Here is a 15,649-nt window from a genome sequence, read left to right on the forward strand (position 1 = left end):
TATCATTGTTTTGTACCTGTTAGGATGGATCGAAAATTAAAACGGCCTTCTTAATGAAGGCCGTTTTAGTTATTACTGAGTAGATTATTTTTGTTCTAGACGAAGAATATCAATCAACTCTTTACTGTATTTGTCTGCTGAAGCGTACTCATCCCATAGTTTAGAGCCTGCTTCTTTCCATGCTGCTTTATCTGCTGCACTTGGTTCAGGGCTCCACTGTAAACCTTTTGCTTCCATATCGGCAACGGCTTCAGATTCCCATAGTCTAGACTTCGTCATTTGCTCTTGGGCGTGAACTGTAGTCGCTGCTTTAACAATGGCTTTTAAGTCTGTAGGAAGTTTGTTCCAAGCGCTTTGGTTGACAATAATAGGTAGCACTTGTGCACCAGCTAGAGGAAGTGGATACATATATTTTGCTACTTCAACATGGTTACCATCTCGGTGGTCAATCATATTAGAACCGATAGAACCGTCGATAACGCCAGTGGAAAGACTTGTGTAGATCTCAGACCAGGCAAGAGAAACAGGTGATGCGCCTAGGTTACGTAAGAACTTACCGTATGCGCCGGGAGCGCGAATTTTCAACCCTTGGAAGTCTTTAATAGAGTTGATAGGTTTTTTAGTAATAACGTAAACAGCTGGTTGAATGTAAGGGGTAAGCCACACTAGCCCTTGTTCACCGTATGCTTTTTTAAGAATTGGTGCCCAGCCTTTTTCTTGGAATAAGGTAGTCAGCTCGCCAACATCGCTCGTGCCGCCAGGTAGACCAATTTCAACCAAGCCTGCAGGAAGCTCACCTGCGTTCAAAGATTGGAAAGTCGCCCCCATTGTTATTAGGCCTGTTTTCACGGCGCCAAAAATACCAGAAGAACCAACACCTTCACCGTCATAAAGAACCTGCACCTTGATACGGCCATCAGACATAGTTTCAATGTTCTTTGCTAAATCTTCGTATACTGCGCCGAATGCAGAGCCGCGGCTGTATAGGTTAGCGAAGCGCCAGTTATAATCTGCAGCATGTGCAGAAGACGCGACCGCGCTTAATCCAAGAGCTACCGCTAGAGAACTTACAACCAATCGTTTTTTTACTTTTAGTATCGTCTTAATCATTGAGTTACCTCGAGAACAAAAGTGCATAAAAAAGTCACGTTTTTGATGTTGTGACACCTTGTAATTGATACTTTCAAAAAGCCCGAGCGTAATAAAGCTCGCAAAATCTATCTAAAGTTTTGTCGTCATCAAACAATCTAAAAAGCCAAAATCTGTTATAAATCATATAACTAACTGAAAAGTAATGCACAAAAAAGAGGCTTGGTGATCTTTTTTGATGCAAAAAATAGATTAGCTGAATGCATCAATAGCGTGAAGATTATTGATCTATGGTGTTGAAAACGTGCATTTTTTTTGCTTTTTTTAATATTCTTTCGAGTCTTTTATCTGCATTTTATTCTCGCACCAAATTAGGGCTTTATGGGTTTTCATAGAAGCCCTTCTGCAAGATTTTGATCGCTAAGTGATGTCAAAGCCTTGTATTTGGTTGTCTAATCTTTTGGTTTGATGGTGAACATTTTTATTGGCCGTTTGGATGGATTGAGTTGCGACATGGTTGTCTTTAATATCATGAGCAATGATGTCCATGTCTTGTGCCATTTGCGCCGTCGTCAACGCGACCTCTTTTATCGCTTGGGTAATTTCTTGCGTATTGTTCATCGCTTCTAGGGTGTTTTGCTCAACTAGGTGGATAATTTTCACTGCGTTTTCGCCTTGCTCTTTACTGCGCCCAACCTTACTTAGGCTCAGCGTCATGGCATCAATCACCGCTTGAGTTTCTTTCTGAATGTTTTCGACTTTCTCTGTAATACTTCCTGATGCCTTCACTGTTTGCTCAGACAGTGTTTTAACTTCGTCTGCCACGACGGCAAAACCTCGCCCAGCTTCCCCTGCTCGAGCCGCTTCTATTGCGGCATTAAGTGCTAACAAACTCGTTTGCTCTGCGACACCGACTATAAGCTCGATAACCACATCTATTTCTTTAGACAGAGTACCAAGGCGAGCGACTCGCTCATTGGTATCTTGAATTGTGTCTGCTACATCGCTGATGCTGGTCATGGCATCACGCATTGCATTCACACCACTGGTGGCGGACCCATAAGCCAGTTCCGCAGCACTTTGAACGTTCTGCGTCATCGATTGTACGGTATCTGCGGTGGCGGATATTTCTTCAGTCGAGGCGGCCAGTGTGTTACTCCGATCACGAATACGCTCGCTGCCGCTGACAATAATTTGAATACCACTGTCCAGCTCATCGGCCGTTAGTACCAGTTTTTCGTTACTGTTTATTAAATGACTAATCAACAAGCGTAAGCTATCAGACATTTGGTTTGAGGCAATGAACAGCTGCTGGAACTCATCGGGGTTATCTGAGTCTTGGCTTTGTTGACGGGAATGAAGTCTACCTTGCGCGACTTCTTTTAATATCGCTAACACGGCTTTTAGATTGCGGTTTAAAGAGCGGATCACCGTCGATAAAATAAGACCAATAACTAGAGCAAGTAAGACACAAGCGATCACTAAAGAGCTGCGCGCTTGTTTGGCTGTTTCTAATGAACGTATTTGCGCCTGAGCCAGCAGAGTATTTTGTAAATAGTTGGCACTCTTATCCATAGAGTGAGTGTATTGATTACTTAATGATGCGAGTTTGCTTTGTTGTTTCTTTAAGGTAGTAGACAGTCCAATAACAGGCGCCAATGCATCCTCATAGGTTTGAATCTTCGGGCCAAATACATCGCCAAAGCCTACATTATCGACATTATTTTTGAGAGCCTGAATAGCAGATTGTAAAGCGGCTTGGTGTTCAGGATCGCTGTAAGCTAGAAAATCTTTTTCTCTCGCTCTTACCTCTTTAAAGCTAGAAGCAAAACTGGCTAACGATTTGAGTTGCTCTGCCAAATCTTGTGCGGATTGATTTAATCGGCCCAGTGCGCCCGTTTCGCCGCTTAGCCCAAGGGTGATTAAACTTTGCAGGTGACTTTCAAGTGCTAATAAATAATTAGGCTGTAAGGTTTGGCTATTCTCTAATAGCGTCTTGCCTTCGGTATCCAGTAAATCTGCTCTGATGTTCAATCCAGCGGCGGTCTCATTTTTTATCTTTACTAATGTTTGGCTGATAGCATCAACATTATCAGGTGAGATCGTTGCCATTTCTCGTTCAAATTTTAGTAAAGCAATTTCAACGTCTTTAACTTCATTGGTTAACCTGCTCAGCTCGGTGGCCTCATCGGACGCATTCGACATTTGCGACAAGTTATAAATGGAGTAAGCGCCAAACCCCGCGTACCCAATACAGACTAAAACAACAATAGCAATGAGTTTCTGACGAACGGATAACGTAATGGACATATCAACCTCCTTTAGACCCTTTCTGAAAAGAAGGGAAGCAATCAAAATGACAAAAAAAGCCTGTTTATCAAGCAAGACAAACAGGCCAAAATAACGTGCTGGAAGAATGAAATGAAAGGCCAAAATTCGACGCTTTATTTCAGGGGTTAACCAAGCGGATACGAATCATCCTGAATGCATAAAACGTCATTATGAAGACAGTTTTGCTGTGGTAACCGACGCTTCTTACCTTAAAGAAGCAGAAAGAGGGATGAAAGTCGGATAAATCAATGTAAAGTTAGAGAATCAACGAACTAAATTGCGACGATCATTTATTATGTGCGATCTGTGCTCGTCGTATTATAGTCATACTGCATATCGACCAAACTATTGTTTGGTTTGCACAGGCCTAAAATAATAAAATGCATGTGAGTACACATAGGGGGAGGCGATGAGCGCAAAAAATTACTCACTGGGTCAAGTTGGTGATTATGAGATTAAGCAATTAAAAGTGTTTAAAAGCGTGGTGGATTGCGGTGGTTTTTCGGCGGCCGAAACGGCGTTAAACATCGGGCGTTCAACCATCAGTTTGCATATTTCAAACTTAGAATCTCGCTTAAACTTGGTGCTTTGTAAGCGTGGTCGTGGTGGCTTTTCTCTTACCGAAGAAGGCGTTGTCATTTATCAAATGACAGAAAATCTACTGGATTCTTTGGACGCCTTTCGAACCACGGTAAACAATCTAAATGCCAGCCTTACTGGTAAGTTAAGAATCGCCTTGTCTGATAAGGTGAGCTTAGACCCACGCAGTCATTTTCCTGAGCTGATTCAACGTTTTTCTAACGAAGCTCCAGAAGTTTCTATCACCACGAATGTCGCGTCTATGTCGAATATTGAGCGCATGATATTGAACGATGAGGCAGACATAGGTTTTATACCTTACCACCGTAAACTAGAAGGTTTGGAGTATATCCACCTCTATAGTGATGTGTGTTATTTGTATTGTGGCAGCGAGCACCTGTTGGCAGGCATGTCGGAACAAGAGCAAGACAGCACCGCTGACCTCTATCCAGCGACTCATGCTGGCTTGAAACCCCATGAAGCGATCAGCAATCAAATCGCAAGAATGAACATGACCGCGGTGTCTTATTTTTACGACAGCCGTTTGGCACTGATCTTATCTGGTAAATACATTGGATTTTTGCCTGAGTTGTACGGCCAACCTTATGTTGAGCAAGGCAAAATAGTGAAAGTGGCAGAAAAGCATCGCTCTTATACCTTAGGAGTGGCGGTGATTTGTAAGAAGTCTTCTCAACCTAATAAGCCGCAAGAACTGTTTCTTAACCTTCTCACACAAACCTTTCAAGAGCTGAGCGCTGCGCCTTATTAGCTAAGACGCAGCACGGTTTCTTATTAAGCCGCTGCTATTTGTAGAAGCGGCTTAGCTCGTTCATTGCTTCTGCCATATGGTCATAGTTCAATGTGGGCTTTTCAATTTTATTCATATGCATGTCATACACTTGCAGCTTACTGTTGTAGTCCGACAGAATAATTTGCTCGTTATCTATGATGGCGAAATTATGATAACTGCTGACTAAGCGCCACGGTTTGGGCTGCACGTCGATTAAGTCATTGCCCATTGAATAATCTTTCTCGTCATTGGTTACTCCCAGAGCGTGTTTAAGGAGTGTGGGCGCTAATTCAAAATGCGTCGTTGTTTTTTCGACGGTTTTGGCTGGTTTGTTTGGCCAATACATAATGAAAGGAACATGGGTTTGTGCCGCCGTAAAGTTACTAGAATGCCCCCAGAAATTGTGTTTATTGTCGTTAAATTCTTGGCCATGATCGCCAGTGAAAACCACAATGGTATTGTCTAATAGACCGCGCTTTTTAAGGTCGTCCATCACCTTGCCAACTAACATGTCATCCTGGTAAACGGCGTTACGGTAGCGATTGTGGTACGGCGTAGGATCGGTGTTATTGGTGAGTGTCAGGTAGTCCATGTCTTCGTCTGGTTGGAAAGGCATCGGCTGACTTTTATCGACTGAATAGCCATGAGGCGCATCGTAGAAGATAAAGCTGAAGAATGGCGTGTTGGGTTTATTCGTTTGATGCTGCTGCATCCACGCTAGGTAATCTTGGGTTGTTTTCGTGTCTCGAGAAATTGGCGAATTCCCTTCTGAATACAATCGCAAGTTATCTACGTTACGAAACACCGTCTCGTTGAAAGCCGGGCTGGTTAAGCCTGCACTGCCAAAAATACCAAATTCATAACCTTGCTGTTTCATGACTTCCATAAGAGCTGGTGCTTTTTTGTTGCCTAACATGGCATTCCAATACTTGCCTGGTAGTCCATAGAAAAGCGAGAAAATCCCAGTCTGAGTCGCATTCCCACCACTGAAATGATGTTCGTACACGGTAGATTGTTGCGCCATTGCCCACATATTTGGGGTGTTGCGCGCATTCATGTCATCACTGCGCCAACAATCTAAAGCGACGATAAGAATGTTCATCGGCTGTGTCGGCGGAATAATGGTCAAGGGTTTTAGCGGGTAGTTAATCGTAGATTGATTACTTTTTATCTTAATAGCCGCATTGGCTTTTTGAGCTTCACGGTCAATCCAGCCGTGTCGGCTCATAAAGCCATTGGCTGTGGCAGGGTAAAAAATAGGCAGCCCAGCGTCGTATCGAGTGACACCTTGTAGGTTTTGAGCGGCGGCCCAAATATGAATAAAGTTAGCGATCAAATACACAAAGATAATGCCCGCCATGGTTCTTTTGGCTGGCACAGGCTTGCTGTTATAGCGCCACAGGGTGCGATTGATCCAAAACATCACAATTAAAATAATCGCAATGGCGGCCACCGCAATACTTTGCATCATCACGGAGAAGGTAAAAATATCGTTTTTGCCGTTATTGACAACCAGTGCCCAAACGAATGAATTCAAATGGTAATGATATTGCTGGAAAACAAAGGTATCGAGCAAGACTAAAACCACAATGGAAATGGCTGCCAGTGTAATTAAGGCTCGCGCAAGCCATTGATTGGGAATGATTAAGCTAATGGGCAGTGCGATGAATAACCAAGCGAGAATGGCAAGAAAGCCGAAATGCCCAAGATAAGCAGAAATAAAATAACTGTACCCTAAGAAGTCACTTGGTAAGGGGACATTGGTGTAATAACGCGTTCCAATAGCATAAATAATCAGCAGCACCACGCTGCTCATTTTTAGACTCCAGCGTAATGTCTTTTTAGGTTGGTAATTGATAACTGTCATATAAAGATCATTCTTAGGTAAATTTTCGCAAAATCATAACATAGATAAAAGACTTAAACTTCTGAATAAGTGTGCATCTAGAAAGGCTGTCGCCGCGGTTTTTATGTGAAGAAGAAAAGGAATTTAGGCTCAGATTAAGCGTTTTATAGAAGACGTTGACAACATTTAGCCGCAGGATGTGTTTGTGTGTGATTGGTCTTTTAAGCTAAAAAAAACCGCAGTGCTATGGGGCACTGCGGCGAAAGGGAGGTAATCATATTGCTTGAAATACAGGTTGTTAAGGTACCCGTGATTAGGCTTGAGTAAGCTCTGTGAAACAACGTTTAAAGATGGCCATGCCTTCATCGATAATGTCAGTTTCAATGGTCAATGCTGGTAAAAAGCGGATAACGTTGCCGCGAATACCACAAGACAAAAGTACTAAGCCATTTTCAGCGGCTTTTGCAGACAATTTCTTAGCCAGCTCTGGGTAAGGTTTGTTGACGTCACCCTCGTGTACGAACTCGACCGCGATCATGGCACCAGCATTACGGACTTCGCCAATAATGTGTGGGTATTCAGCTTGAAGGCCTTTTAGGTGCTCGACAAAGTGGGCACCGACTTGTGTTGCACGGGCACACAACTGTTCTTCTTCGATCACATCAAACACCGCAAGACCTGCAGCACAACCGACAGGAGAACCGCCGTATGTTCCGCCTAAACCTCCTGGAATTGGCGCATCCATGATGTCTGCTTTACCGACTACAGCAGCAATAGGGAAACCGCCGGCGATGCCTTTGGCTGCGGTCATCAGATCCGCTTCAATGCCAGCTTGTTCGTGGCAAAACATGGTGCCAGTACGGGCAAAACCTGATTGAATTTCATCCATAATCAATAGAATGCCATGCTCGTCACACAGTTTACGAAGCGTTTGCAAGAAGTTGGCCGACGCTTGGTAGAAACCACCCTCGCCTTGTACTGGCTCAATGATGATAGCCGCAACGCGAGATGGCTCAATGTCACAAGTGAAGCGCATTTGGAGGTCAGCAAGTGCTTGCTCTTCAGTAATGCCAAGGTATTCGTTTGGATAAGGAATATGGTAAATATCACTTGGGAAAGGACCAAAGCCAATTTTGTATGGATTGACTTTGCCCGTTAATCCCATGGTCATATTAGTACGTCCGTGGAAACCACCGTTAAAGGCAATAACACCTGGGCGACCCGTGTAAGCGCGGGCGATTTTCACACAGTTTTCAACCGCTTCAGCACCGGTAGTGACAAAGATGGACTTTTTCGGAGTATTACCTGGTGCCGCCGCATTTAGCTTTTCCGCCAAAGCGACAGCAGATTCATATGGGCTGACCATCACGCAAGTGTGAGTGAAGCGCTCAAGCTGAGCCTGTACGGCCGCTTTGACTTTTGGGTGGTTATGACCGGTGTTGACGACGGCAATACCGGCGCCGAAATCAATGTGGCGTTTGCCTTCAACATCCCAGATTTCTGAGTTTAGAGCGCGGTCAACATAAACAGGAGCCATGTTGCCTTGGCCACGAGCGATTGCACTTTCTTTACGTTTTTGTAGGTCAGCGTTGTTCATTTTGTTTTTCACCTTTTAGAGCATGCTCAATGTTGGAAACGCGGTGCCTAAAGCACCGCTTTTGCTAATTTAATGGGTAAACCTGTTGTGCTAAGTCAGTAGTGCCAAGTCTACGACTTAAGCTAAACCGCCCATGCACAAGTATTTGATTTCAACATATTCATCGATGCCATACGACGAGCCTTCACGGCCACTTCCTGACTCTTTTACACCACCGAAAGGGGCGACTTCGCTAGAAATAATACCTTCGTTGATGCCTACCATGCCGTACTCTAAGGCTTCAGAAACACGCCAAATACGAGCAATATTTTGGGAATAGAAATAAGATGCCAAACCAAATGGGGTATTGTTAGCCATAGCAACCGCTTCTTCTTCCGTTTTAAATTTGAACAAGGGCGCGACTGGACCGAAGATTTCATTGGAGAAAATCTCCATGTCGTCGGTGACGCCTGTCAAAATAGTCGGTTCAAAGAAACGCTCGCCAGCGTGTGATTTTGTGCCGCCAATGATGGCTTTAGCGCCTTGTTTGATCGCGCCGCTCACTAGCTGCTCAACTTTGTCTACCGCGGCATTATTAATCAGTGGGCCAATGGTCACGCCGTCTAAGAAGCCATCACCGGTACTAAATTCGGCCACACGTTTTGCAAGTTTTTCCGCAAAGGCATCGTACACACCTTCTTGAATCAACAAACGGTTCGCACAAACACAGGTCTGTCCTGCATTGCGATATTTAGAGGCAATAGCGCCTTCCACTGCCGCGTCTAGATCAGCATCATCAAAGACGATGAAAGGTGCGTTGCCGCCTAACTCCATCGAGGTACGTTTTACGGTTTGCGCACATTGAGAAAGCAATAGCTTGCCCACAGGTGTGGAACCCGTGAAAGACAATTTACGAACCGTAGGATGGCCTGTTAACACACCGCCAATGGCTTTAGCATCACGCCCAACAACGACGTTTAATACGCCAGCAGGAATGCCTGCCTGATGCGCTAATTCAGCGAGTGCAAGAGCGCACAATGGCGTTTCATCAGACGGTTTGATCACAATCGCACAACCGGCCGCCAACGCAGGCCCTGCTTTACGAGTGATCATGGCAATGGGAAAGTTCCAAGGCGTAATAGCCGCAACAACACCAATTGGCTGTTTGATGGTTAACACGCGTTTGTCTTTTGCAAAGGTTGGTATGGTGTCGCCATTTAGACGGCGAGCTTCGTCTGCGAACCAATCAATAAAAGACGCACCGTAAAGTACTTCGCCTTTCGCTTCTGCAAGCGGTTTACCTTGTTCTAAAGTCATGAGAGCCGCAAGGTCATCTTGGTTTTCTAAGATCAGCTGATTCCAGCGACGCATTAATGTCGCTCGCTCTTTAGCAGTACGAGATTGCCACTCTTTTTGAGCAATGGCAGCGGCATCAACCGCTTGCGTTGTCTCTTGCGCACCTAAATCTTGCACATCGATTAGGTGTTCGCCATTCGATGGGTTGATAATCGCAAAGGTTTTTCCTGATGCGGAAGATACCCATTCACCACCAATATAAGAGTGGCTTTTAAGGAGGGCTGGCTGTGTTAACTGTACTGACATAAATAACTCCAAACTCACTTGGGAGAATCGTTGTAAAGTGCCGTTAAGGTAGAAATAACCGCGTTCTTCGATAGTAGATAAAGCATTGGGATAGAAAAATGAAAAGCTATCAATGCAATGTTTGAAGTTTCTCAAACATTCGCGCGAAAGCACAATTTGCTGTTGCCATCTTCTTTGTTCTTGATGGCTTTTTACTAAAAGGTAGCCCTTTTCTTTCAGTCTATCCCTGAATGAGATAAAGGCACGTAAAAGGTGAAGAATACGCTAAGGCCAGAAAAACTTTAGCCCTTCTTTGCACGAACTTTTGCGTATAATAGAGGCGATTGTGTGTGTTTAACGTGCTGCACAGAGATTTTAAAGAGGAAAGAATATTGGCTCAGAATCGAGCGGTTGTCCGTCAAAGCTTACCGGATGTTATTGTTGCAGATCTTCGACAGCGTATTTTATCAGGTGACCTTGCTGAGGGAGAACTGATTCGCCAAGAAGTGCTTGCTGAAGAATACGATGTATCGCGAATGCCTGTTCGTGAGGCGCTGCGCCGCTTGGACGCAGAAGGTCTAGTGGTGTTTATTAACAACCGTGGCGCCACAGTAACGACACATACGTTGGAAGAAATTCGTGAGATCTTTGATGTTCGAACGCTACTCGAAGTGGACCTTTTTAAGCGCGCTATCCCGCTAATGCAAGACGTACATTTTGCCGAATGCGAAGCCATCCTAGAAGAAATGGAAACCTCGTATCGAGACGGTCATGTGGCAGACTGGGGCCCGCTCAATGCTCGATACCACGCTGCATTGTATGAAGCGGCAGGCCGAGAATTAACCACCAATTTATTAGCACGGGTGAGCTTGCAGGCGAATCGCTACGTCAGTATGCACATCGATCAGTTGAAAAAATCAGACAGTGCCCAACAAGATCACCGAGCGTTATTGACGTTTGCGCGCCAGAGAGACATCGACTCTGCTGCGGAAAAACTGCGTTCTCATATAGAAGATACTAAGCGTCAGGTATTGGAGTTAATCGCCGAAACCCGCGCTTAGTCTTCTGTTTTATAAGAGATTATTTACGTAACGCCAATAGGTCGTTGTACAGAGTTTGAGGGATTTCTACGGCGTCACGAGCAAGGTTACGCTCACGAGCCTGATAACGACGCTGGGAAGGCAAGCGAGCACCTTGATCAATAATATCCGCAAATAAGCGCTCTGCTCTATCGTTGTTAGCGGCCGCCTTGCCACCGCTCAATAGGTTAGGATCAAAGGCAATAATAATTTCCCCATGGTAAGGCGCTTCAGGCTGTCCGTTGGCGGCTTCCATACTTTCTTTACTGGTTAAATCATCAATTAAAGGGCCGGCGAGCAACTCGATCATAATCGACAGTGCAGAGCCTTTATAATTTCCAAATGTCAGCATAGCGCCCCCCATAGCGGCTTCGGCATCGGTCGTTGGCTGACCTTCTTTATCAATGGCTACGCCCTCTGGGAGTGGTTTGCCGGCGCGGCGATAAAGCTCTATTTCACCCCGAGCGAATTGGCTAGTGGCAAAGTCAAACGTGAACGGATGTTGCCCTTGGCGTGGCCAGCTAAAGGCCAAAGGGTTGGTGCCAAGCGTGCCTCGTGAACCACCCGCTGGCGCAACCCAAGCGTGGCTCGGCACCATGGCTAAGCCTGCCAAACCTGCGGCAGAGAGCTTCTCAACCTCTGGCCACAACGCAGAAAAATGGAAACAGCGGTTAATGGCCAACGCGGCAATGCCATTCTTTTTGGTCTTCTCAATTAATAAAGGTAAGGCGGCATCCATTGCCAATAATGAGATGCCTCCGTTGGCGTCGGCTTTCACAACAGAAGGCGCCGCATCCACAATAGCGGGCTTGGCTGAGCCGTTAATACGACCAAATTTCATACTTTGCGTGCACATGAGAAGGCGGAACAAACCATGAGAATGGCAGTCGTCTTGCTGACAAGCCAGAATCACATCCGTGATGGACTTGGCGTGATCTTCGCTGAATCCGTTGTCCATTAGAATACTTTCGCTGAGCTCGCGCGCTTGCGCCAAACTCAGGATGATATTGTCACTCATGTTTTTTCCTTCTATTGTGGATTGTCCCGTTGAATCGACATTATAGAGAAGCTTAAAACCATGTTTTAAAGCGTTCTACTGAATAGGGCGCCATGGCAATACTGGGTGTCTCCCCTGAGAGTAATGTCGCCACCAGTTCGGCGGTGCCTGCGGATTGAGTTAGCCCTAAATGACCGTGTCCAAACGCATACACAACGCGCTTAGAATTACTTGAATAATCGATGACTGGCAAGCTGTCAGGCATCGAGGGACGAAAGCCCATCCATTGCTTACCTGCGCTAATGTCTAATGTGGGCAGGAACGCCGCGGCTTTCTTGAGTAGTACATCGGCGCGCTGAAAGTTCGGTTTTAACTGTAGCCCCGCGAGCTCTACAGCACCTCCAACGCGAATTCCCTTACCTATTTTTGTGACCACAAAGCCATGATTACTAAAGGTAAGATGGGTTTTTAGGTCAAATTCACTGCTTGAAAAGGTTGTGTTGTACCCTCGTTCTGTATCAAGCGGTAAATTGTCCCCTATTGATTGCGCTAATGTTTTTGACCAAGCACCGGTTGCGACCACAAGCTGATGACATTGATAGTCGGCCGTGTCGCCCTTTAGCAGCACATGATCCTCTTTGATCTCTATAGCGCGCACTGTGGAAACGGCTATTTTACCGCCCTTTTTATTGAACGCTGTCGCAAGGTGTTGAGTCCATAAGGCTGGGTCCACCACATTCTTCCATTCAGACGTGAAGCCTGCGTGAGTAAATCTAGGGTGAATGCCGGGTTGGATTTTTGCGATGGCTTCAGGGTTGTCTAAAAGCTCGAAGGCGACCCCATGTTCTTTGCGGGTTTGCCAGCTTGCAAGACTGGCGTTGAACTCGGCTTCACCTTCATACAGTTGCAGTTGGCCTTCATGGCGAATCAGCGCGTCGCCATGAGTTGCTTGTATCTGACGCTCAAGAGCGGCTTTTGACAATGTCATTAAGCTGGCTTGAGCGGTCAATGCTGAGTGGTATTTCGTTGCGGAACTGGCGCGCCAAAAACGCCACATCCATGGTAGGATTTTCAGTGCATAAGCAGGACGCAGAGACAGAGGCCCCAATGGGTCCAGTAGCCATTTTGGTGCCTTGCGGATAATACCAGGCGTTGCCAAAGGAATGACATCAGCAAAGGCAAAGGCGCCAGCATTTCCTGCTGAGGTTTCCGCTGCCACGCCGCTACGATCAAGTACCAGCACTTGCCGACCTTCTGATTGCAGTTTTAACGCAATACTGATGCCGATAATACCGGCACCGATCACGATAACATCTTGAACATGTGAATGGCTCAAGAGCACTCCTTAATAATGATGAGCTACTCAGCGAATCTCACCCCATGACGCAATGGGTCATTAGGGTTGCTGACGAGGGTCGCTTCGCGAGTGATAAACGCCTGTCCCGTAATAGAAGGAATCACGGCTCCCATAGGCGCATTGGGACCATGAGAGTGTTGATAGCTTAAGGTGTAAGCACTGCCGATAATGCTCTCCTGATAAATCTCCTCACCCGCTTGCAGCAAACCATCCGCCGCCAAACAGGCCAAACGCGCCGAACTGCCAGTACCGCAAGGTGAGCGGTCGTAGGCATTGTCGGGGCATAGGACGAAATTGCGAGAGTGGTGTGTCGCTGTTTGCGCCGGACCATAGAAAATAATGTGATCGATCACACCAGCATGCGCACCTTCTATTCCAGCCCCATAAATGGCGTCTCGGACACGAATGCCTGCTTCTGTTAACTCCCTGATATTACTAGGAATAACAGGGATTGGGCTGTCATTGATGATAAAAAACCAGTTGCCACCGTAGGCAATATCACCTGTTACCTTTCCAAGGTTAGTTACATCAACTGTTACTGCTTTCTGGGCACGATAGCTGTCGATATTCTTTACCGTGACGGTGTTTTTATCACTTAACGTCACGTTAACAATACCAACGGGGGTTTCAATTTTGTGGGAGCCGATACCGATTTTACCCATGTGCGCTAGGGTCGCGGCTACGCCAATGGTGCCGTGTCCACACATGCCAATGACCGCAGCAGCATCAAAGAAAATGACGCCCGCTACGCAATCTGGGTCAGTCGGTTCAACTAACAGAGCACCGACCATCGCCTCTTGACCATAAGGCTCGGTGACCACGGAGCGGTAGAAGTCGGTGAAGTCGTTTGCTAGTCGTGCAGCACGTTCAGATAAGGGGCCAGAACCAAGGTCTGGGCCGCCTTCTAAAATGACTCGGGTAGGTTCACCTTCTGTATGACTATCGATTACCAACATTCTGTAATGACTCCACCTTGTTTAAACCAATCCGCAAACCAGGCTTTAAACAAAGCATACTGCTGTTCACAATAAGTCCGTTGGGCGGCGTTTAGTTCATCTGTTTCGTTAAAATGTAAGTGATACTCTTGTTCTCCATTTAATACCAAGAGGTATTTGAAGAACAACACCAATTCAGGGCCTTCATCAAAACTGGCTAATACAGACATGCCTTCTTCTAATTCTTGAGCGCGTATTCGAGCTTCTGCGTTGCCAGCAGCGGCGCGTTTGGACAACTCAGCCAGCAACAGCACTTCTTTGGGCAAAGCGGTTCCTATTCCGGTAATGGCACCAACCGCACCGCATTTCACAAAACCATGATAAACAGCGGTATCGACTCCCACCATTAATAAAACGTCATCGTCTTTAGAGGTGATATTTTCGGCTGCATAACGCATGGCTTCTTTGCTGCCAAACTCTTTAAAGCCGATCAGATTCGTGTGTTCAGAGCGCAACTCAAAAAATAGGTCAGCGCGAGTTTCAAAGCCATACACAGGGCTGTTGTAAATGATCGCAGGAATAGAAGGTGCGGCGCTCAGAATGGCTTTAAAATGATGTTTTTGTGCGCTGATGACGGAACCGCGAGACAGCACACGAGGAATGACCATTAACCCGGCGGCGCCTACTTTTTCGGCATGAGCGGCCAGCGCCACAGCAGATTTTGTATTAATGGCCCCCGTCCCAACAACAACCGGAATACCTGCATTCACCAAGCGTTCAACGCCTTCCATGCGCTCAGCGTCTGTTAGCAAGGGCCAATCACCCATAGAGCCGCAATACACCACGGCAGACATCCCTGCCGCGATCATCTCTTTGCCCTTCTTCACCAAGTTGTCGAAGTCTGGTGTGCGATCGGCTTTACATGGTGTCATGAGTGCAGGCATTACGCCGTTAAAAACAGATTTGTTCATTGTCCGCGCCTCTTGTTGTTGGTTTGTGTTTCTTGTTATCTCACAATTGGATATTGGATACAAAATATATTTTGAGTAAAAAACAGTCAACGCTATAAAGTTATAATGAATGGAAAATTTTATAGCCGAATAGAGACAGATTGAATTAGGAGAGAAGGTATTGTCTTATTTAGAGCAGTTTATGCAGCAGTGGAAAATGTATTTAAAACAACATCTTTCCCACTGTGGGCTGAGCTATGTAGAAACAGGTAGTGGCGATAAATTTGATATTAAAGCGAATTCGTTGGCCTATTTTCGCAGCTTGCGGACGGCCTCTACATCCATCGTTGGCATGGATGATTCAAGGGATGAGTTGGCCTGGGCCATGTTAGTAAAGCAGTTATCAGCGCTGGCGAATAAAGCCGAAATAGGCACTTCTAATCTCGTTGCTAAGCTGCATATTGAAGAAACTCAAATTCAGATAACGCTCAATTTTAGCTACGATAACGAGCAACATATTGTTTATGTGAGCTAGTGGC

At 45.8% G+C, this 15,649-nt stretch carries 12 protein-coding genes; 3 read left to right on the forward strand and 9 right to left on the reverse strand.

Going from position 1 to position 15,649, the window contains the following annotated elements; translation table 11 throughout:
- Nucleotides 1–84: 84 nt before the first annotated feature.
- Nucleotides 85–1,110, reverse strand: coding sequence for a TRAP transporter substrate-binding protein (locus E0D71_RS05290; protein WP_207923333.1), 1,026 nt, complete (start codon nt 1,108–1,110; stop codon nt 85–87).
- A 399-nt stretch (nt 1,111–1,509) separates the two neighbouring features.
- Nucleotides 1,510–3,399 carry a methyl-accepting chemotaxis protein gene (locus tag E0D71_RS05295; protein ID WP_133002279.1) on the reverse strand — a complete coding sequence of 630 codons (1,890 nt, stop codon included), beginning with the start codon at nt 3,397–3,399 and terminating at the stop codon, nt 1,510–1,512.
- Nucleotides 3,400–3,829: 430 nt separating this feature from the next.
- Here E0D71_RS05295 and E0D71_RS05300 point away from each other — a divergent pair, with 430 nt between their 5' ends.
- Nucleotides 3,830–4,768, forward strand: coding sequence for a LysR family transcriptional regulator (locus E0D71_RS05300; protein WP_133002280.1), 939 nt, complete (start codon nt 3,830–3,832; stop codon nt 4,766–4,768).
- 34 nt (nt 4,769–4,802) lie between these two features.
- Here the strand turns inward: E0D71_RS05300 and E0D71_RS05305 are convergent, their stop codons facing one another.
- From E0D71_RS05305 to E0D71_RS05315, 3 genes are all read right to left on the reverse strand, one after another.
- Entirely contained in the window at nt 4,803–6,656 is a 1,854-nt protein-coding gene (locus E0D71_RS05305; protein ID WP_133002281.1) for a DUF3413 domain-containing protein, read from the reverse strand.
- A gap of 292 nt (nt 6,657–6,948) precedes the next feature.
- Nucleotides 6,949–8,232 carry a 4-aminobutyrate--2-oxoglutarate transaminase gene (gabT, locus tag E0D71_RS05310; RefSeq protein WP_133002282.1) on the reverse strand — a complete coding sequence of 428 codons (1,284 nt, stop codon included), beginning with the start codon at nt 8,230–8,232 and terminating at the stop codon, nt 6,949–6,951.
- A gap of 117 nt (nt 8,233–8,349) precedes the next feature.
- Complete coding sequence (locus E0D71_RS05315; protein ID WP_133002283.1) at nt 8,350–9,813, reverse strand: NAD-dependent succinate-semialdehyde dehydrogenase; 1,464 nt, start codon at nt 9,811–9,813, stop codon at nt 8,350–8,352.
- A gap of 371 nt (nt 9,814–10,184) precedes the next feature.
- Between E0D71_RS05315 and E0D71_RS05320 the strand changes: the two genes are divergently transcribed.
- Nucleotides 10,185–10,853, forward strand: a complete 669-nt coding sequence (locus E0D71_RS05320; protein ID WP_133002284.1) for a GntR family transcriptional regulator — start codon at nt 10,185–10,187, stop codon at nt 10,851–10,853.
- A 19-nt stretch (nt 10,854–10,872) separates the two neighbouring features.
- Here the strand turns inward: E0D71_RS05320 and E0D71_RS05325 are convergent, their stop codons facing one another.
- From E0D71_RS05325 to E0D71_RS05340, 4 genes are read right to left on the reverse strand one after another with little or no spacing between them, the layout of a single operon-like run.
- Nucleotides 10,873–11,889 carry an Ldh family oxidoreductase gene (locus E0D71_RS05325; RefSeq protein ID WP_133002285.1) on the reverse strand — a complete coding sequence of 339 codons (1,017 nt, stop codon included), beginning with the start codon at nt 11,887–11,889 and terminating at the stop codon, nt 10,873–10,875.
- Nucleotides 11,890–11,941: 52 nt separating this feature from the next.
- A complete protein-coding gene (locus tag E0D71_RS05330) occupies nt 11,942–13,204 on the reverse strand; it encodes an FAD-dependent oxidoreductase (protein ID WP_133002286.1) in 1,263 nt (420 codons plus the stop codon).
- 23 nt (nt 13,205–13,227) lie between these two features.
- The gene (locus E0D71_RS05335; protein WP_133002287.1) at nt 13,228–14,181 is read right to left on the reverse strand and encodes a proline racemase family protein; all 954 of its coding nucleotides are present in this window, start codon (nt 14,179–14,181) and stop codon (nt 13,228–13,230) included.
- Nucleotides 14,172–15,131 (reverse strand): dihydrodipicolinate synthase family protein, encoded by a 960-nt coding sequence (locus E0D71_RS05340; RefSeq protein WP_133002288.1) that lies wholly within the window; start codon nt 15,129–15,131, stop codon nt 14,172–14,174. The genes E0D71_RS05335 and E0D71_RS05340 overlap by 10 nt, the downstream gene beginning before the upstream one ends.
- 160 nt (nt 15,132–15,291) lie before the next feature.
- On the opposite strand from E0D71_RS05340, the gene E0D71_RS05345 reads away from it, so the two are divergent.
- A complete protein-coding gene (locus E0D71_RS05345) occupies nt 15,292–15,645 on the forward strand; it encodes a hypothetical protein (protein ID WP_243711941.1) in 354 nt (117 codons plus the stop codon).
- The last annotated feature ends 4 nt before the right edge of the window (nt 15,646–15,649 follow it).

This window comes from Marinomonas sp. KMM3893, assembly GCF_004352855.1.
In the GTDB taxonomy this organism is placed as follows: Bacteria; Pseudomonadota; Gammaproteobacteria; order Pseudomonadales; family Marinomonadaceae; genus Marinomonas; species Marinomonas arenicola.

Bases quoted from the DNA above. Each gene is read 5' to 3' on its own strand.
- E0D71_RS05290 (WP_207923333.1), bottom strand. From the start codon at position 1,110: ATGATTAAGACGATACTAAAAGTAAAAAAACGATTGGTTGTAAGTTCT.
- E0D71_RS05295 (WP_133002279.1), bottom strand. From the start codon at position 3,399: ATGTCCATTACGTTATCCGTTCGTCAGAAACTCATTGCTATTGTTGTT.
- E0D71_RS05300 (WP_133002280.1), top strand. From the start codon at position 3,830: ATGAGCGCAAAAAATTACTCACTGGGTCAAGTTGGTGATTATGAGATT.
- E0D71_RS05305 (WP_133002281.1), bottom strand. From the start codon at position 6,656: ATGACAGTTATCAATTACCAACCTAAAAAGACATTACGCTGGAGTCTA.
- gabT (WP_133002282.1), bottom strand. From the start codon at position 8,232: ATGAACAACGCTGACCTACAAAAACGTAAAGAAAGTGCAATCGCTCGT.
- E0D71_RS05315 (WP_133002283.1), bottom strand. From the start codon at position 9,813: ATGTCAGTACAGTTAACACAGCCAGCCCTCCTTAAAAGCCACTCTTAT.
- E0D71_RS05325 (WP_133002285.1), bottom strand. From the start codon at position 11,889: ATGAGTGACAATATCATCCTGAGTTTGGCGCAAGCGCGCGAGCTCAGC.
- E0D71_RS05335 (WP_133002287.1), bottom strand. From the start codon at position 14,181: ATGTTGGTAATCGATAGTCATACAGAAGGTGAACCTACCCGAGTCATT.
- E0D71_RS05340 (WP_133002288.1), bottom strand. From the start codon at position 15,131: ATGAACAAATCTGTTTTTAACGGCGTAATGCCTGCACTCATGACACCA.